A 17,888-nucleotide genomic window follows, 5' to 3' on the forward strand; every position below is an offset into this window, starting at 1 on the left:
CGCGAGCAAGCCCGCTCCCACAGGAGAAGGGCGGGGCGTGGTTAAGATCAAACATTTTGATCGTTATGCCCCATAATTCAGCCTAAGCGTCTGCTGGAACCTGCTGTTACAATGCCGCGTCTGCGAATCTCCAGTACCTATAGATCAGGAGCACACCGGTGCCTGTCGTTTTTGTCGCCGCTTCCAAGCTGCCAACGCCGTTTGCGCAATTCACCATGCACGGCTTTCTCGATGAGGAGAGCGGGCGCGAGCACGTCGTGCTGAGCCTGGGTGAGTTCATCGATGGAGCCCCGGTACTCGGCCGGTTGCACTCCGAATGCCTGACGGGCGATGCCTTGTTCAGTCAGCGCTGCGATTGCGGCTCGCAGCTCGAAGCAGCCTTGCAGGCCATCGCCCGCGAAGGCCGGGGCGTGTTGCTTTACTTGCGTCAGGAAGGCCGTGGCATTGGCTTGCTGAACAAGATCCGCGCCTATGAGTTGCAAGATGGCGGTGCCGATACCGTCGAAGCCAACGAACGCCTGGGCTTTGCCGCCGACCAGCGCGATTACGCCATGTGCCTGCCGATGCTGCAGCACCTGGGCGTGGAATCCCTGCGTTTGATGACCAACAACCCACGCAAGGTCAAAGCCTTGACCGACATGGGTATCGTGGTCGCCGAGCGTGTACCGTTGCACACCGGCCACAATCCGCACAACAAGCTCTACCTGGCCACCAAGGCCAGCAAGCTCGACCACATGATGGGCAACGAGCACCAGGGTGAGGTAGACCGGGCGTGACCCGCGGTCAGGTGCGGCGGCGACTGTCCGTCAATTGGTGGCAATACCTGGCGCTTGCCCTGGTGCCACTGTTCGTGATCAACGGCGTGTTTGGCCAGGGCGAGGCGATCCTGCCGGAGCTGGCGATGCCATTGTTCATCGCCGGTGTGGCCTCGATGTTTGTCAGCCTGAAATTCTTTGGTGGCTACAAGCACGGGCTGATCGCCACCCAGAAAGCCCTCGACACCCCTGAAGAACCTTCCGCCTGGATTGCCCTGGCCGCCAAGCGCCGCACGGCCTTCCTGGTCGCCAGCCTGCCGGCCTGGATCGGTGCGTTGGCGGTATTCGTCGGCCTTGAAGCAGTGCCGCTGATGCTGCTGGCGCTGTCGACCCTGGTACTGTTCTACCTCTACCGTATTCCGCGTCAACTCGGTTGATGCGCAGCGTCTGGCTGGCGGTGTTGCTGCTCACCGTCAGCGGCTCGGCGACTGCGGTCGAGCGCGTGGTCAGCCTGGCGCCGTCGCTGTCCGAAATCGTCGTCGAACTGGGTTCAGCCGATCTTCTGGTGGGTGTGCTGGATGCCGGTGAGCGTCCAGCTGAACTCAAAGATATCCCTTCCGTTGGCCGCTATGGTCAGTTGGACATGGAGCGATTGCTCAGCCTGAAACCCGACTTGCTGCTGCTCTGGCCCGGCAGTGTCGGCCCGGCCCAGCGTGAGCAACTCAAGCGGCTGAACATACCGACCTACGTCGCCGAACCCCACAACTTCGAACAACTCACCGCGCAGATCGAGGCGATTGCCACGCAACTCGGCAGGCCGCAGCGTGGTGTTTCATTGGCTGGGAATTTGCGTCAGCAACTGGATTCGTTGCGTCAGCGCTATCGTCGGGATGAGCCGTTGCGGGTGTTTTACCAGGTCTGGGATCGGCCTCTGTATACCGTTGGCGGCGGGCAGATCATCAGTGATGCGCTAGAGGTGTGCGGCGCGCGCAATGTGTTCGCCGACCTGGCATTGCCGGCGCCGCAGGTCAGTATCGAAGCGGTGTTGCAGCGCAATCCCGAGGTGATTCTGGCCGGTGATCAGGCGCAGCTCGATGCGTGGAAGGTGTGGCCGCAGGTGGTGGCGGTGGTGCGGGGGCAGTTGCTGTTGTTGACGGACAAAGGCCTGGAGCGGCCGAGTGGGCAGATGATCGAGGCGACGGCCAAGCTTTGTCAGTTGATTTCGCCTGACCGCTGAGACCGAGGTGCCTGCTTCGCGAGCAAGCCCGCTCCCACATTGGATCGAGATCAGCCATACATTTTGTGGCCGACACAGAGCAAATGTGGGAGCGGGCTTGCTCGCGAAGAGGCCGGTTAACGCACCGCAAATCCTTGATCAGATCTCCGGCGTCCAGGTCACCCCGAACATCCACGCCCGACCTTCCTCGCGATACCCATACTGACTACTGTCATGGCTGTACAGCGCCCGGCTGTAACCCTTGTCCAGCAGGTTATCCACCTTCAGCTCAAGCTTGACCTCGCGATTCAGCGCCCAGCTGCTGCGTAACCCCAGCAAGGCATACCCACCCAACGGCTGCTGATTGTTCTCGTCGTCATAGCTGCTGCTCACCGCTTGCCAGCTGGCGCCGAAGCCCAGGCGGTCGAACTGCCGATCCAGATCCAGGCTCAAGGTCCGTCGCGCACGACGGGCCAATGTGTGACCGCTGTCGCGATCCCTTGGGTCGATGATTGCGATGCCGAGGTTGCTCTGCCAACCGAACAGCTCCTGCTTCAATGCTGCTTCAAACCCATTGATCCGCGCCGAGGCAACGTTCTGGGGGCGTGAGTTGCTGCCGAAAATAATCGCGTCTTCCAGATCCGTGCGATACAGCGAAGCTTCCAGCCGGCTGCTTTCAGTCAGTTGACTGCGCCATTGCAGCTCATAGCTTTTCGAGGTCTCGGGCTTGAGATCCGGGTTGCTGAAGTCCGGGTAGTACAGGTCATTGAAGGTCGGCGCGCGAAAGCCTTCGCTGTAGGTCAGCAGCACATCGTTGTCCGGGTTCAGCGGCAGAGTGAAGGTGCCGCTCCAGCTGTTCTGGCCGCCGAACTGCTGGTTCTGGTCGCGACGCAGTCCCAGTTCCGTAGAGAAGCTGTCCGCCTGATACCGATGTTGAATAAACGCCGCGCGGTTCCAGCGGCTGTCTTCGTCAAAGGGTGTGCTGCTATTGATGCGGTCTTCGTACCAGTCGCCGCCGAGGATCAGGCTGTTGCGCTCGTCGAGGGTCAAATCGTTCTGCCAGTTCACCGAGTCGCGATAGGTGTTGAACACGCTGCGCTCCTCGCTGAGCGTGTCGAGGGTCTTCTCGCGGTTTTCGCTGTGACCGACTTCGACGCGGGTTTTCCACACATCGTTGATCTTCGCGTCAAGGTAACTGCTGACGCCACTGACCGTGAATTCGTTGTAGGGTTGCTCCTGGACCGATTCGAAAGTGGTCATGTCGAAGCGGCCGAACGGATTGTCGAACGCGCTTTTGCCGCGGTTATCGAGCAGATTGGCGCCGATTTCGATGTCATCGTCGAGGGCGTGACTCAGGCTCAAGCTGACCGATTTGTTGCGGTACTCATCGTGATCGCCATCGCTCGGATAAGACGCATGGGTGCGATTGATCCCGGCCGTTTCATCGAGACTGGCGCCGAGGTTGAAGCGGGTCTGCTCATCGCCTCCGGATAGCCCAAGGCTGCGTTCCCAGGTCTGGTTGCTGCCAAAGCCCACGTGCAGGCGCGGATGCAGACCTTGTTCGCCGCCACGACGGGTAAATATCTGAATGACCCCACCAATCGCGTCGCTGCCGTAAATCACCGAGCGCGAGCCTCGCAACACTTCCACGCGCTCGACTTGCTCGATATTGATGTGTTGCAGGTTGCTGTCGCCGGAGGTGGAGTTGCCGATGCGTTGACCGTCCACCAGCACCAGGCTCTGCGCCGACTTGGTGCCGCGTATGTACACCCCCGGCAGGCTGCCGCGCCCGCCGGTTTGCCCGATCTGCACCCCCGGTACCCGACGCAGCAGATCCGTGACGCTGCCCGGTTGCAGGCGATCGATGTCTTCGCGGGTGAACACGGTGTTGGCGGCGCTGCTGTCGTTGCGGGCTTCGACCTGGCGGTTGGCGCTGATCAGCACGTCCGGCAGCTTCAGGGCTTGATCGCGTTCGAAGGTGTCGGCCAGCAGCTGGCCGGCCGGCAGAAGAGTCAGCGTCAGGGCGAGGCGGGAGAGTTTCATGGGCAGTCCGTTGGCACTTTAAAGCGACATTTCGTTGATTGCACAAAACCCTGTGGGAGCGGGCTTGCTCGCGAATGCGGTGGGTCAGTCACATTGTTGCCGACTGATCCACCGCATTCGCGAGCAAGCCCGCTCCCACAGGGTTTTGCGTATGTCTGATATTTAGATATTCAGCAATTGCAGTCGCTGACGAATCGATGCTTCGATTCCGGCCTCATCCAGCCCACACTCCGCCAGCATCTGCGCAGGCTTGGCGTGTTCGACATAACTATCCGGCAACCCCAGATGCAGCACCGACTTGAGGATGTTTTCCCGGGCAAGGAACTCGCTGACCGCGGCACCGGCACCGCCCATGATCGCGTTCTCTTCGACAGTCACCAACAGCTCGTGGCTGCCGGCGATCTCGCGAACCAGTGCCTCATCCAACGGCTTGACGAAGCGCATGTCGACCACGGTCGCATCCAGCGTCTGGGCAACTTTCAACGCCTCGGCCAGTTGCACGCCGAACACCAGCAGGGCGACCTTGCTGCCCTGGCGGCGAATCACGCCCTTGCCGATTTCGATCGGTTCGAGGTCTTTCTCGATCGTCGCGTTCGGGCCGGAGCCGCGCGGATAACGCACCGCCGCCGGGCCGTCGAACAGGTGGCCGGTGGTGAGCATTTTACGCAGTTCGTTTTCGTCGCTCGGGGTCATCACCAACATGCCGGGGATGCAGCGCAGGAACGACAGGTCGAAGCTGCCCGCGTGCGTCGGGCCGTCTTCGCCCACCAGGCCTGCGCGGTCGATGGCGAACAGCACGTCGAGGTTTTGCACCGCCACGTCATGCACCAGCTGGTCGTAGCCCCGTTGCAGGAACGTCGAGTAGATCGCCACCACCGGTTTCGCGCCTTCGCACGCCATGCCGGCGGCGAAAGTCACGGCGTGTTGCTCGGCAATCGCCACGTCGAAGTAGCGCTGCGGGAAACGCTCGCTGAATGCCACCAGGTCGGAGCCTTCTTTCATCGCCGGGGTGATGCCCACCAGTCGTGAGTCGGCAGCGGCCATGTCGCACAGCCATTCGCCGAACACGCCGGAATACTTCGGCCCGCTGGCTTTCTTCGGCGCAGCGGCCGGCGCGTCCACGGGTTCGAGTTTGGTGATGGCGTGGTAGCCGATCGGGTCGACTTCCGCCGGGGCGAAACCTTTGCCTTTCTTGGTGACCACGTGCAGGAATTGCGGGCCTTTCAGGTCGCGCATGTTGCGCAGGGTGGCGATCAGGGTCGGCAGGTCGTGGCCATCGATCGGGCCGATGTAGTTCCAGCCCAGCTCTTCGAACAGCGTGCCGGGAACCAGCATGCCTTTGGCGTATTCTTCGGTGCGTCGGGCGATTTCCCAGGCGCCGGGCAGGCGCGACAGGACCTTTTTGCTGCCTTCGCGCATGCTCGCGTAAGTGCGGCTGGAAAGAATCTTCGCCAGGTAGTTCGACAGCCCGCCAACGTTGCGCGAGATCGACATGTCGTTGTCGTTGAGGATCACCAGCATGTTGGCGTTCACTTCCGGCGCGTGGTTCAGCGCCTCGAACGCCATGCCGGCGGTCAATGCACCGTCGCCGATCACGGCAATCGCCTTGCGATCACTGTTCTGCAGGCGGGCGGCAATGGCCATGCCCAGCGCTGCGCTGATCGAAGTGCTGGAGTGACCGACGCCAAAGGTGTCGTATTCGCTCTCGGAACGACGCGGGAAAGCGGCGACGCCGTCCTTCTGGCGCAGGGTGCCCATGCGCTCGCGACGGCCCGTGAGGATTTTGTGCGGATAGGCCTGATGACCCACGTCCCACACCAGACGGTCATCCGGGGTGTCGAACACGTAATGCAACGCGATGGTCAGCTCGATGACGCCCAGGCCGGCACCGAAATGCCCGCCGGTCTGACCGACCGTATAGAGCAATTCCAGGCGCAACTCATCGGCCAGGGTTTCCAGCTCGGCTTCGCCTAACCGGCGCAGGCCGTCCGGCGTGTTGGCACGGTCGAGCAGGGGCGTGGTCGGGCGCTTGCGGGGAATCTCATGAAACGTCGTGGGCATCAGGCGAATCGTTATAGGTATAAAAGAGGCGGCAGTTTACCTGATGCATCGCCCCCTGCCCACGCGTTGGTTTTAACTTGGCGGATACGCCGTCAGTTGCGCCGGTCGACGATATAGCGGGCCAGGTCGCGTAACGGCTCGGCTGCCGCGTCAAACGGTCGCAGGGCATGCAGGGCCTGATCGCGCAATTCCAGGGCGTAGGCCTTGGCTGCGTCGAGGCCTAGCAATGCCGGATAGGTCGGCTTGTCCCGCGCGATGTCGGCACCTTGGCGTTTGCCGAGGGTTTGGGTATCGCTTTCGACGTCGAGAATGTCGTCCTGCACCTGAAACGCCAGGCCGATGGCCTGTGCATAAGCCTGCAACGACTTCAACTGATCTTTCTGGGCACGACCGCTGGCCAGGGCGCCGAGTTGGACGCTAGCCTCGATCAGCGCACCGGTCTTGTGCCGATGCATGTACTCAAGGGCTTTTTGATCGAGTTTCAAACCGACCGAACCGAGGTCGATGGCTTGGCCGCCGACCATGCCGGCCGGGCCTGCCGCCAGCGCCAGGGCGCTGACCATTTGCAGGCGGGTTTCGGCACCCGCAGTGTTCAGGCGCGGATCGAGCAGGGCGCTGAAGGCCAGGCTCTGCAACCCGTCGCCAGCCAGGATCGCGCAGGCTTCGTCGAATTTCCTGTGCGTAGTCGGCTGGCCACGACGCAGGTCGTCGTCGTCCATGGCCGGCAAATCGTCGTGCACCAGGGAATAGGCGTGGATCAGCTCCACGGCACACGCCGCGCCGTTGGCGTGTTCAGCCTTGCCGCCCAGCGCTTCGCAGGCGGCGTAGGCCAGCAACGGCCGCACCCGTTTGCCGCCGTTCATCACGCTGTAGCGCATGGCTTCGTAAAGGCGTGCAAGCTCGGGGCCTGGCGCGATGAACAGGCTTTCCAGTGCCGCGTTGACACGGGCCTGGCTGGTTGCCGAATACGTTGCAATCATTCTGGCAAATCCGCGTCGAAGGGTTCCTCGGCCAACTCGCCATCACGTTCGAGCAGCACTTGAACCTTTTGTTCGGCCTGGGCCAGCGCCGCCTGGCAATCGCGGGTCAGGCCGATGCCTTGCTCGAAAGCCGTCAGCGAGTCTTCCAGGGACAATTCGCCATTCTCCAGACGCTCGACCAGCGTTTGCAGTTCAGCGAGCGATTGTTCGAAATCCAGTGCAGCTTTTTTGCGGGCCATGGCGGCTAATTCCGGTTGACGTTAAACCGGCGCGACACTAGCAGACATGGGGGGTATGGGCAAATGAGCGGGGTATTGGGAGTTGCAGTTTGCGGCGTCTCCAAGAGTGATCTGGGTTATTCGGCTCATTTTGTGAGCCGAATAAGCTCGCTATTCGGCTCACGCCCGGCAAATCCCATGATTCCTACAGCAAATAGAGATCTGTCTGATTGTTAAAAAACCGCTGAATGGCTAATCTTCGGGTCTTCTACAACCCCACAGTCACGGGGCTTTCAGACGAAACGCAGGGTTTTGATCTGTAACGCGCCGAGGATCAGGCGCAAGGTTTCGTCAGGCATGGCAGGAGGCGTCACATGCGTTCATGGCTGCTGTTGCTGATGGGGCTGGTCTGCGCCACCGCTGCCAAGGCCGAACCCACGGCCGAACTGTCGGAACCGGTAGGCGGCTGGCGCTACAACGGCCTGCTGGACCGCAGTGAATATCCTCAGGTCGCCTATCCCACGCCGCCCATCGACCGCGGCGTGCAGCGCAATCGCACGATGATCGAAGGCCAGCTCAAGGCCATCGGCACCCAGCGCGGGCCCCATACCCTGGCGGTCAACGGCAATCCCCTCAATCTGTACACCGACGACCAAGGACGTTTCGCCCGGCCGTATGCCTTTGGCGCCGGCTCCAACAGCGTCGAAGTGCGCAGTGCCGAAGGCCAGTCGCTCAAGCGCGTTCAATTCTATGAAGCCAACAACCTGCGCACGCCGGCGCGGATTCGCCTGGTGCTGGGTTGGGATGATCCGAAGGCCGAGCTTGACCTGCACATCATTACCCCGGACGGCCAGCATGCGTTCTGGGCGCGCCCGGCGATGAACAACGGCGGTGGCCTGGACCCGGATGGCGTCGATGGCCCCGGTCCGGAAATGTTCACCATGACCGCGCCGATGCAGGGCACCTATCTGGTTTATGTGAACTATTGGGGCAACTTCGGCAGCGGCGGCTATAACTTCGATGAGCGCGGTAACCAGAACGAGGTGATTACCTCGCAAATCAACCTGGTTATTAACGAAAACACCGTCGACGAGAAACGCGAGACCTTCATCGTGCCCCTGCGCGCGATCGGTGACCTGCTGCTGGTCAAGACTTTCAACTATTGAACATCTCGCACCACGGATGAATTGTGCTTTGTAAACATGAGCGTGAACATGAGCGATAACACTGTGACGCCGGCCAAACCTTCCCGGCGCTGGCCGGTGCTGCTGGTCGGGCTGTTCCTGGTGGCGGACGTAGCGGCCGGATTGGGCTGGTTCATGCACAACCCCAAGGCGCCGCCGGTACAATTAGCCAGCGACAAGTTGGGCATGAGCCGGCCGGACGGTTTGCTCGAAACCCACTCCTTGAGCCAGTTGCCCAAGGATTTGCTGGCAGTGCCGTTTCTCAAGGAAACTCTCACCGAAGATTTCGTCTTCTATTACCAAACCCATGCCGATCGCCTTGGCTTGATCGGCAGTTTGCGGCGGATCATTTACGAGCATGACCTGAAACTGCAGGACAGCCTGATCGAGGAGCTGTTCGATCAACCAGCGGACGTGGCGTTGTGGCGCGGGGCGGATGGCCGACTCAGGGACTTCCTGTTGGTGATGGATCGCGGTGGCCTGGCCAAGGTGCTGGAACCGCTGGCCAAAGTGGCGCTGGATGATACGCAGCTGACCAGGCTCGGCGAGGTGAACGTCGGCGCCGACGAGGTGGCGCTTTATCAGCTCAACTACAACGCCAGCCGGGCCCTGGTGTTCGCCTCCCATGGCGACAAACTGGTGGTGCTGTCGAATCCGTCCAGACTCTACGATCCGGGCAGCGGCACGCCAGAAAAACCGGGCAGCGTCTCGACCCAGGCCATCGCCGCATTGCTCAACGGCGACAAACTGTTCCCCGAAGCTTTTGGCCTGCAACCGCGAGCGCCTGAGGTTAAGCAGCGTCTGTCGGTCAATTCCAGCGTCCTGGCCATGGGGTATCAGCGCTTCATCCCCAACTTCGCCGGCCTGCGTTTCGACATGGACGACAAGGGCTGGCACAGCTTTCTCGCCATGGATGAACTGGAAAACCAGGCGGATTTCGATTTCAAGCCGATCTGGCAAGCCATGCCCATGGGTGCCAGCGCTTGCGTGGCCTTGCCCCTGGCCGCCGAACAGCAGCAACCGCTGCTGGTAAAACTCGGCGCTGACGATGCGGTTGCACAGGCCCTGACCGAGCACATGGCGGTTGCCGCCGGCCTGTGCTGGTATGCCGATTCGCGGCTGTACACGCCATTGTTGGTGGCCAGCCTGAACGACGATGACAGCGCAAAGCTCGACGGCGATCTGGGCAATCTGTTCGGCTCGATGGTCGGTGCTTACGAAGGCAAGGTCGAAGGGCACGCCTTCCCGGTGGTCGAGAAACAGCAGGGTGAAACCCATCAGTGGCAACGCCAGGTCAGCTCCAACTTCGGCCCGTATAAGGCCAGGGATGCCGAGCAACCGGACGCGATCACCGGCAAGGCATTCATGCGCGTGAGCCTGGCACGCCACGGTTCGACGCTGCTGTTTTCCCTCGACGACAAACTGGTCGACAAGGCCCTCGGCACTCTCGACAAACGCTTCCCGCCGATGGCCGACGTCGTGCCCAAAGACCTGCTGATGCCGGTCTACTTCGGTCCGGATTCCATGGCGCAGCTGATGCAACAGGAAACCCTCGACAGCCTGCCGCAGGACATGGAACCGGTGTTCTACAACGCCGCGCAAACCTACCTGATCCCGAAGCTGCGCAAGCTCGGCGGCTATGGCAAATATGCCCTGATTCTGCCTGAAGGCAGCGAGCCCGACGGCCATTGGCAGTGGCTGCCGCTGGAATGGAAAGCCCTGTGATCGCACTCATCCGAAGCCTCGGCCTGCTGGCGATGCTGCTGGGCAGTCGCGTCTTTGCCGGCGAAGCTGCAGCGCTCGACCCACAGCAATCCCAGGTATTCCGCGCCTGGTTCGTGCGTATCGCCCAGGAACAACTGACCCAGGGCCCGAGCCCGCGCTGGTACCAGCAGGACTGCGCCGGCCTGGTGCGGTTCGCCGCCAATGAAGCGTTGAAAGTGCATGACGATAAATGGCTACGCAGCAATGGCCTGTCCAACCGCTACCTGCCACCGGAACTGCAACTGAGCGATGCGCAACGAAGCCTGGCCCGGCAATGGCGGCAGGGCGGCGGCAAGGTCGGGCCGTACGTCAACGCGATCAAGCTGATCCAGTTCAACAGCCATTTGGTCGGCCGCGATATAGCGCAGGCCCGGCCCGGGGACCTGATGTTTTTCGATCAGGGCGACGACCAGCACCTGATGATCTGGATGGGCCGCTACATCGCCTATCACACCGGCACCACTACCCCGACCGACAACGGCATGCGTTCCGCGAGCCTGCAGCAACTCATGACATGGAAGGACACACGATGGATACCCGACGCAGCCAACCCCAACTTCATCGGCGTCTATCGACTGAACTTTCTCTCCCAATGATCGGTGCCCGCATGCTGCGTTTTTTGCCTCTGCTGTTGGTATTGGTGCTGCCTTTTTCGGCGGTGTATGCCGAAGACACCGTCGAGCCGAGCGGCTATTCGCCGCTGGCCGGCGAAAGCTTTTTCCTGCTGGCTGACAGCAGCTTCGCCAGTGACGAACAGGCGATGGTGCGTCTAGAAGCGCCGGGCCGTGACTATCGCCGGTTTCGCATGGAGCCTTACGGCGGCGCCGATATTCGCGTGTATCGCATCGACAAGCCGCTGGATTTCCTCAAGCGCCAGAAGAACCTGCATCGGGTGGTCAGCGATGGCCAGTTCAAGGGCGAAGGCCTGTCGAACACCCTCGCGTACCTGTGGGACAACTGGTACCGCAAATCACGTCGGGTGATGCAGCGGGCGTTTTCCTACGAGTCGCGTAAACAAGTCACCGAAGAAGTGCCGGAATTGAAGATGGGGACGGCCATCGCCGCGCCAACGCCCTACGACGCGCAGCCGCAATTTGCGCTGATTCCGGGTCTGCCGGTGATCAGCCAATTCCGTTATCCGCTGTGGCAAGCCCAACCGATCCAGCCGCCTGCAGGGGTGAACCTGGCCGGTTCTTCCAGCGAATTCGTCAGTGTTGCACCGGGCAACGTGTACATCCCGTTGGGCAAGCTGAAACCGGGTCTGTATCTGGTGGAAGCACTGATCGGCAAATACCGCGCGACCACCATGGTCTTCGTTTCCAACACCGTGGCGGTGAGCAAGATTGCCGGTGATGAACTGGTGGTCTGGGCCGCGCGTAAACACCAAGGCAGTTCGGTGTCTAAGGTCAATGTGCTGTGGACCGATGGCCTCGGCGTGATGAGCAGTGGCGCCACCGATGCCGATGGTTTGCTGCGCCTGAAACACGTCAGCCCGGAGCGTTCGTTTGTGATCGGCGAGGACGAAGAGGGCGGGGTGTTCGTCTCCGAAAACTTCTATTACGACAGCGAAATCTACGACACCAAACTTTATGCCTTTACCGACCGGCCGCTGTATCGGCCGGGGGATTGGGTATCGCTGAAAATCGTCGGTCGCGAGTTCAGGAATGCTCGCGACTCGGTGCAACCGACCGCCGCCGACGTCAACGTCACCGTGCTCGATGCCACCGGCACCGCACTGCAATCCCTGGCGCTGAAACTCGATTCCAGGTCTGGGACCCAGGGTCGCTTCCAGTTGCCAGACAACGCCGTGGCGGGCGGTTATGAATTGCGGTTCAGCTACAAGGATCAGGCCTACAGCAGCGCCTTTCGCGTCGCCGAGTACATCAAGCCGCACTTTGAAATCGCGCTGAACCAGGCCAAGCAGGATTACCGCACTGGCGAACCCGTGAAGGGCAGTCTTGTGCTGCTATACCCGGACGGCAAGCCGGTGGCCAACGCCAGGTTGAGCCTGAACCTGCGCGCCCAGCAACTGTCGATGGTCGACAATGAACTGCAATACCTCGGGCAGTTCCCGGTGGAGCTGACCAGTACTGAACTGACCACCGATGCCAAGGGCAGCGCTACCCTTGAACTGCCGGCTGCCGAGAAGCCGAGTCGCTACATGCTGACTGTATTCGCCAGCGATGGCGCGGCGTACCGGGTCAAGACCACCAAGGAAATCCTCATCGACCGCGGCGCCGCGAGTTTCAGTCTGCGCGCACCCCAGCGTTTCAGCGCGGTGGGCGACAAGGTTGCGTTCAGTTATCTGCATGAAGGTGGCAGCGAGCAAAGCAAGACAGTCACGCCGAGCAGTTATGAGTGGGTGCGTCTGGAAGACCAGAGCACTGGCGAAGGCCAGCTGGCCGCCACCGATAAAGGCTTCACTTTGGCGTTTGAGCGTCCGGGCACTTACAACCTGGCGCTGAAGGATGACCAAGGCCGTATCGTGGGTGCGAACGGGCATTCAGTCACCGGCGATGGCGTCAAAGCCGTACCGGGAACCGTGGAAATCGTCCTCGATAAACCGGAGTACAACGCGGGCGATGAAGCGCTCGCGCTGATCACTTTCCCTGAACCCGTCAGCGATGCACTGCTGTCGTTGGAGCGGGACAAAGTCGAGGCGACTGCGCTGCTGTCCAAGGGCGACGACTGGCTGAAAATGGAAAAACTCAGTGACACCCAATACCGCGCGCGCATCCCGGTCAAAGATACCTTTGCGCCGAACCTGACGTTTTCGGTTCTGTACACGAAGGGAGGTCAGTACAGTTTCCAGAACGCCGGCATCAAGGTCGTTGCGCCGCAAATCGACGTAGCGATCACCACCGACAAAGAGTCGTATCAACCTGGCGACACAGTGTCGGTCGACCTCACCACCCAGTTCGCCGGCAAACCGATTCCAGCGCACCTGACGGTCAGCGTGGTCGACGAAATGGTCTACGCGCTGCAACCGGAAGTCGCGCCGGGCATCGACCAGTTCTTCTATCATCCGCGCCGCAACAACGTGCGCACCAGCGCCAGTCTGTCGTTCATCAGCTACGACGTGGCACTGCCGGGCAGCCCGGGTGCGCCGGGCACAGCCAACCGCAGCGAGCGCGGGGTGAAAGTGCTGGAGCGGCCGCGTCGCGAAGACGTCGACACCGCCGCCTGGCAGCCGGAATTGGTGACCGATGCCAATGGCAAAACCCGTTTCACCTTCAAGATGCCGGACTCCCTGACCCGCTGGCGCATCACCGCCCGGGCCATCGCCGATGACGGCCAGGTCGGGCAGAAAAAACAATTCGTGCGCTCGGAAAAGCCGCTGTACCTGAAGTGGAGCGGGCCGACCCGGTTCCGCCGCGGCGACACCCCGGATCTCGGTGTATTCGCTTTCAGTCAGGCCGCGAAACCGGTGGCGGCGGAGCTGGTGATTCATTACGGCGGCACCGAACGGCGTGTCCCGGTGACGTTGAATAACGGCATCAATTACCTCCCACTGCCAGCGTTCGAATTGGCCGACGGCGAGTGGACCGCCGAGCTGGTGCAAGACGGCAAAACCGCCGATGCCTTGGCCGTGCACCTGACCACGACCGGCGAAAGTTGGCAGGTCACTCAACGCCAAAGCCTGGACGTGGCCAGCGGTGATACGCCGCTGACCTTGCCCGCGGATGCGACGGATATTCGCTTGCGCCTGGATGACAGTGCGCAAGCGCTGTTCCGTTCGGCACTCGACGATCTACTGAGTTATCCATACGGCGGCGTTGAACAGACCGCCAGCCGTTTGCTGCCATTGAGCATTGCCTATCCGACTTTATCGTCGAACCCCCGGATCCGTGATCGCTTGCGCCTGATCATGCAGAACAGCCGCCTGCGTCTGGTGCAAATGGCCGGGCCGTCGGCGAGCTTCACCTGGTGGGGGATGGATGGCGAGCCGGATGCGTTTCTCACCGCTTACGCCTATTACGCCGACTGGCACGCCAGCAAGGCGCTGGAACTGAGCCTGCCGCCGGAACATTGGCAGCGGGTATTGGAGGTCTATGCGAAACAGGCGAAGAACACGCCGCTGTTGCAGCGGGCGCTGATTGTGTCCTTCGCCAAACAGATGCAACTGCCGGTGAGCACCTTGCTCAGCGGATTGATGGATGACCTGGCGAACGCCGGCGAGGGCAATGCCGCGAACCTGATGGACGATGGCGAGGACAGCATCGTCATGAGCGCTCCGGATTCGGCGCTTGGGTTGGCCAGTGCTCGCGTGTTGACCGCGTCTTTGGCGCGCCAGGCGAAGGTCGATGTGCCGGAGGCTTTCACTCGGCAACTGGCGGATGCGCAACAGCGTCTGGACGTCAGTTCCCAGCCGTTTGCTGAAGCCTTGAATCTATCGCTGCAAGCCTTCGATCAGGCGCACGCTCAAGCACTGTTGCAGCGTTTGCTGCCACAACAATCGACGCTGGAGCGTGCCTTGGCGCTGACCTGGCTGCAACGCAGCATCGAGCAGGCATCGGCCGCCGTCGCACTGACGCCGGGTGAAGGCTGGAAGCAAGAGCGGGGCGCCACGGGTGAGGCTTATTGGGCGTGGCAGGGGACTTCGCCAGTGCCTGGGGTGTTGTCGCTTACTGGAGCGCAGGAGCGCCCGCTGCGAGCAGCTTTGAGCTTCCAGACCCGGCAAGCGCCGGTTGATCCGATGGCTGTGACCGTCACCCGTCGACTGTCGCGCCTGGTATCGGGTGACGAAGCCTTTACCTTCAAACTGGAAGCGGTGGGCAACAAGCCATTGTCCAGTGACAGCCTGTACCTCGATGAAGTGATCATCACCAGCAAAGCCGCGAAACCGCTGCGCTACGGCATGCTCGAAGTGCCGCTGCCACCGGGCGCGGACGTCGAGCGCACCACTTGGGGCATCAAGCTTGTCGGCAAGACTGGCAGCGAACCGAGTGCGCTGGAAAAAGCGCGTTTCGAGCCGGGGCAAATGGCTTACGCGATTCCGGTTGATGCGTTGAGCGGTGAACTGCGCCTGCGTCACTTGGTGCGCTTCTCGCAGAAAGGCCAGTTCAATCTGCCGCCGGTGCGTTTCACTCAGGTGTATGCGCCACAGCATCAGGCTCAGGAACAGAAACCGGCCCTTGGCCAGGCCACGGTGCACTGAGATGATCCGGCCTCGGGTCTGGTTACTGCTGTGCTTGATCCCTGCGCTGGCAACTGCGCAGGACGAGCCGCTGCGCCTGGGCTTCAAGGGTGAACTGCTTTCCTTGAACCGGACTCGGGTGATCTCCCGTGAGCCATTGCCGTCCGGGTTGGAAACCCCGCTGGGCAGTGTGTGGAAGCTGTTCGTTTACGGCTGGCTGGTGGATACCGGCGCGCGTGAACCGGCTTATGAATGTCGCGGGCAGTCGAAAGAGGAAGTGTATTGCTGCACGTCGGGCGGCAAGATTGAGCGCGATCAGGCGCTGGTGAAATCCTGCGGGTTGTATTTTGAACCTGGGCGATTGGGCATCACAGGCGTTGAGTGGCGCCAGTATTGGCAGGCGCGCCAGGCACCGCAATGGTTGCTGGACTTGCCGGCGTTGCAGCCTGCCACTCGGGTTTCAGTGAATGAATTGTTGCAGGCGCTGAGCATGATGCCGGCGCAGGAACAGGCGCGGCGGGTATTGCTCGATGTGGTTTTGACCGCCGCCGATGGCAATGTCGTGGGTGAGCTCGGCGGCCGGTTGCGGGTGAAAACCTGGAGTTGGCTGGACGATCAGGATCCTGCGTCGCGCCAGGGTGGTTTTGCCGGGTGGTTGGCGGATGGAACGCCGGTCTGGGCCGGTGGCCGAGGAACCAGTCAGAGGGTGCTGCGTAATTACAGCGAGGCACTGTCTTCGGTGTTGCCCGTCGCGTGGCCAGCAGACGCGGGGCGTTGCGTCGAGGTCAGCCTGTTTTCGCGCTATCCGATCGGACGCGTTCTCGCGGGGGATCGGGTGGTTGAGTCCGGGCCTATGCAGGGCGACTACCGGGTCGAATTCGCCAACGGTAACCACCTCGATATCCACAGCGACGGCGAACTCTTTTTGCTCAAGGACAAGTTGGTCGCCCGCCTGGACCGCGAAGAATACGTCGCCCGCGTCCTGCAGCGCGAAGCCAAAGCCGAACCCGCCGAAGCTGCCAAGGCCCTGGCCGTCGCCATCCGCACCTACCTCCTGCAAAACGCCACCCGCCATGGCGACTGCCTGAGCATAGACGACAGCAGCAGTCGCCAGCGCGTCGCCCCACGCCCGGCCACCGCCGAGTCACGCAATATCGCCGCCTGGACCAGCGACCTGGTCCTCGCCGGCAGCATCGTCACCTACCACTCCGACCAGCCCGGCCCGGACCAACTCTCCTGGCAACAAGCCGTGGAACAAGCCAACGCCGGCCAACGCTACGACGCCATCCTGCTGCACGCCTACCCGCGCGCCAGTCTCAGTCGCTGGGACAATCCCGTTGCCTCCTGCGAGGCATTGCCGGCCGCTCAGGACTGGCTACAAAAACAGCGCCGCAGCTGGCGCCAACGCCTCGAAAGCGAAACCGGCTACAACGAAGCCAGCACCTTCGCCGTCTGTCGCCTCACCTTCGGCCGGCCCCATGTCGACCGCGAACGCCAGCGCATTTACGTGCGCGGTGTACTGTCGTTGCAAGACCGTCTCGACCTGACCCACGAGTACCTGCACCTGGCCTTCGAAGCGCACCCCAACGGCCAGGATGAAACCTACATCGAAGGGCTCGCCCGCCACCTCTTGCTGGAATAGACCATGAAACTCCGATATCCACAGGGCTTGCTGTTCCTTTACGCCTGTTGCGTATTGCCGATGACGATAGCCGCCGACGCCGCGGTCAAACTCGACACGCCGATGGGTGGCTGGCGTACCGGTGCACCTGAAGGTGAAGGCGAAAATTTTCGCCAGGTCGTCAACTACCCCGCGTCCTCGGTGAACACCCCGGTCGGGCAGGCCAACACCGCCCGCATCACCGGCCAGATCAAAGCCACGCCCAAATCCGATGAACCCGGCCGGTTGATCGTCAATGGCGTCAGCATGCCGCTGAAGATCGACCCCGCTGGCCGGTTTGATCGACCGTTCTCATTTCCCAACGGCAGCAACAGCGTTGAAGTGCGCAGCCCTGACGGCCAGCAACGCCATCGCACGCAGTTCCTCAACACCAGCGGCGGTGCCACTGCGGCCAAATTGCGGGTGCTACTGGCATGGGACAGCGATGGCACGGATCTGGATCTGCACCTGATAACCCCGGATGGCGCGCACATCTGGTACGGCGATCGCGTCGTCCCCAATGGTGCGGCGCTGGATGTCGACGTGACGACAGGCTACGGCCCGGAAATCTTCGCCATGCCGGCGCCGATCAAGGGGCAATATTTGGTGTACGTGAATTACTTCGGGGGCGGGTATCGCAGTGATGTGGAAGGACAGGAAGACGCGGTTCAGCCACTGACGACGGCGCAGGTGACGGTGATTACGGAGGAAGGGACGCCGAACGAGAAGATGGAGACGTTCCTGGTGCCAATGCGGGCGGTGGGGGAGTTGACGTTGGTTAAGGGGTTTAGTTATCCGTGAGGCTCAGATACAGCGAACGCAGCTTTGCATTACATAGACTCACCCGATCGAGCCACTTGCCACTCCATT

The 17,888-nt window shown here is 61.6% G+C and carries 13 protein-coding genes; 9 read left to right on the forward strand and 4 right to left on the reverse strand.

Features of this window, described 5'->3' with window-relative positions:
- Nucleotides 1-158 precede the first annotated feature (158 nt).
- Genes ribA through F8N80_RS24365 form a run of 3 tightly spaced genes read left to right on the forward strand, consistent with a single transcriptional unit; the run spans nt 159 to nt 1,992 of the window.
- Nucleotides 159-776 carry a GTP cyclohydrolase II gene (gene ribA / locus F8N80_RS24355; RefSeq protein WP_150746816.1) on the forward strand — a complete coding sequence of 206 codons (618 nt, stop codon included), beginning with the start codon at nt 159-161 and terminating at the stop codon, nt 774-776.
- Nucleotides 773-1,192: an MFS transporter gene (locus tag F8N80_RS24360; RefSeq protein ID WP_150746817.1), complete on the forward strand. Its 420-nt coding sequence runs from the start codon at nt 773-775 to the stop codon at nt 1,190-1,192. Before ribA ends, F8N80_RS24360 begins: the two co-directional genes overlap by 4 nt.
- Nucleotides 1,192-1,992: a cobalamin-binding protein gene (locus tag F8N80_RS24365; RefSeq protein WP_150746818.1), complete on the forward strand. Its 801-nt coding sequence runs from the start codon at nt 1,192-1,194 to the stop codon at nt 1,990-1,992. The genes F8N80_RS24360 and F8N80_RS24365 overlap by 1 nt, the downstream gene beginning before the upstream one ends.
- Nucleotides 1,993-2,130: 138 nt before the next feature.
- On the opposite strand, the gene F8N80_RS24370 is transcribed toward F8N80_RS24365, so the two are convergent.
- From F8N80_RS24370 to F8N80_RS24385, 4 genes are all read right to left on the reverse strand, one after another.
- Entirely contained in the window at nt 2,131-4,014 is a 1,884-nt protein-coding gene (locus tag F8N80_RS24370) for a TonB-dependent receptor domain-containing protein (protein WP_150784862.1), read from the reverse strand.
- Between the two features lie 162 nt (nt 4,015-4,176).
- Nucleotides 4,177-6,075 carry a 1-deoxy-D-xylulose-5-phosphate synthase gene (gene dxs / locus F8N80_RS24375; protein ID WP_150746820.1) on the reverse strand — a complete coding sequence of 633 codons (1,899 nt, stop codon included), beginning with the start codon at nt 6,073-6,075 and terminating at the stop codon, nt 4,177-4,179.
- Nucleotides 6,076-6,167: 92 nt separating this feature from the next.
- Nucleotides 6,168-7,055, reverse strand: coding sequence for a (2E,6E)-farnesyl diphosphate synthase (gene ispA, locus F8N80_RS24380; RefSeq protein WP_150784863.1), 888 nt, complete (start codon nt 7,053-7,055; stop codon nt 6,168-6,170).
- The gene (locus tag F8N80_RS24385) at nt 7,052-7,294 is read right to left on the reverse strand and encodes an exodeoxyribonuclease VII small subunit (protein WP_064680011.1); all 243 of its coding nucleotides are present in this window, start codon (nt 7,292-7,294) and stop codon (nt 7,052-7,054) included. The genes ispA and F8N80_RS24385 overlap by 4 nt, the downstream gene beginning before the upstream one ends.
- A gap of 353 nt (nt 7,295-7,647) precedes the next feature.
- Here F8N80_RS24385 and F8N80_RS24390 point away from each other — a divergent pair, with 353 nt between their 5' ends.
- Genes F8N80_RS24390 through F8N80_RS24415 form a run of 6 tightly spaced genes read left to right on the forward strand, consistent with a single transcriptional unit; the run spans nt 7,648 to nt 17,819 of the window.
- Nucleotides 7,648-8,439 carry a YfaP family protein gene (locus F8N80_RS24390; RefSeq protein ID WP_150746822.1) on the forward strand — a complete coding sequence of 264 codons (792 nt, stop codon included), beginning with the start codon at nt 7,648-7,650 and terminating at the stop codon, nt 8,437-8,439.
- 48 nt (nt 8,440-8,487) lie between these two features.
- Entirely contained in the window at nt 8,488-10,182 is a 1,695-nt protein-coding gene (locus F8N80_RS24395; RefSeq protein ID WP_150784864.1) for a DUF2138 domain-containing protein, read from the forward strand.
- Nucleotides 10,167-10,817: a DUF1175 domain-containing protein gene (locus F8N80_RS24400; protein ID WP_150746824.1), complete on the forward strand. Its 651-nt coding sequence runs from the start codon at nt 10,167-10,169 to the stop codon at nt 10,815-10,817. The genes F8N80_RS24395 and F8N80_RS24400 overlap by 16 nt, the downstream gene beginning before the upstream one ends.
- Complete coding sequence (locus F8N80_RS24405) at nt 10,814-15,379, forward strand: alpha-2-macroglobulin family protein (RefSeq protein ID WP_150784884.1); 4,566 nt, start codon at nt 10,814-10,816, stop codon at nt 15,377-15,379. Before F8N80_RS24400 ends, F8N80_RS24405 begins: the two co-directional genes overlap by 4 nt.
- A 1-nt stretch (nt 15,380) precedes the next feature.
- Nucleotides 15,381-17,000, forward strand: a complete 1,620-nt coding sequence (locus tag F8N80_RS24410) for a DUF2300 domain-containing protein (protein ID WP_150784865.1) — start codon at nt 15,381-15,383, stop codon at nt 16,998-17,000.
- 3 nt (nt 17,001-17,003) lie between these two features.
- The gene (locus F8N80_RS24415) at nt 17,004-17,819 is read left to right on the forward strand and encodes a YfaP family protein (protein WP_150746826.1); all 816 of its coding nucleotides are present in this window, start codon (nt 17,004-17,006) and stop codon (nt 17,817-17,819) included.
- Nucleotides 17,820-17,888 lie beyond the last annotated feature (69 nt).

Source organism: Pseudomonas fluorescens, from assembly GCF_902497995.1.
GTDB lineage: Bacteria > Pseudomonadota > Gammaproteobacteria > Pseudomonadales > Pseudomonadaceae > Aquipseudomonas > Aquipseudomonas fluorescens_BK.

What these genes read in the sequence shown, in the direction of transcription:
- F8N80_RS24395 (WP_150784864.1), top strand. Translation starts at nt 8,488, where the DNA reads ATGAGCGATAACACTGTGACGCCGGCCAAACCTTCCCGGCGCTGGCCG.
- F8N80_RS24410 (WP_150784865.1), top strand. Translation starts at nt 15,381, where the DNA reads ATGATCCGGCCTCGGGTCTGGTTACTGCTGTGCTTGATCCCTGCGCTG.
- F8N80_RS24415 (WP_150746826.1), top strand. Translation starts at nt 17,004, where the DNA reads ATGAAACTCCGATATCCACAGGGCTTGCTGTTCCTTTACGCCTGTTGC.
- F8N80_RS24405 (WP_150784884.1), top strand. Translation starts at nt 10,814, where the DNA reads ATGATCGGTGCCCGCATGCTGCGTTTTTTGCCTCTGCTGTTGGTATTG.
- F8N80_RS24370 (WP_150784862.1), bottom strand. Translation starts at nt 4,014, where the DNA reads ATGAAACTCTCCCGCCTCGCCCTGACGCTGACTCTTCTGCCGGCCGGC.
- F8N80_RS24365 (WP_150746818.1), top strand. Translation starts at nt 1,192, where the DNA reads ATGCGCAGCGTCTGGCTGGCGGTGTTGCTGCTCACCGTCAGCGGCTCG.
- dxs (WP_150746820.1), bottom strand. Translation starts at nt 6,075, where the DNA reads ATGCCCACGACGTTTCATGAGATTCCCCGCAAGCGCCCGACCACGCCC.
- F8N80_RS24390 (WP_150746822.1), top strand. Translation starts at nt 7,648, where the DNA reads ATGCGTTCATGGCTGCTGTTGCTGATGGGGCTGGTCTGCGCCACCGCT.
- ispA (WP_150784863.1), bottom strand. Translation starts at nt 7,055, where the DNA reads ATGATTGCAACGTATTCGGCAACCAGCCAGGCCCGTGTCAACGCGGCA.
- F8N80_RS24400 (WP_150746824.1), top strand. Translation starts at nt 10,167, where the DNA reads ATGGAAAGCCCTGTGATCGCACTCATCCGAAGCCTCGGCCTGCTGGCG.
- F8N80_RS24385 (WP_064680011.1), bottom strand. Translation starts at nt 7,294, where the DNA reads ATGGCCCGCAAAAAAGCTGCACTGGATTTCGAACAATCGCTCGCTGAA.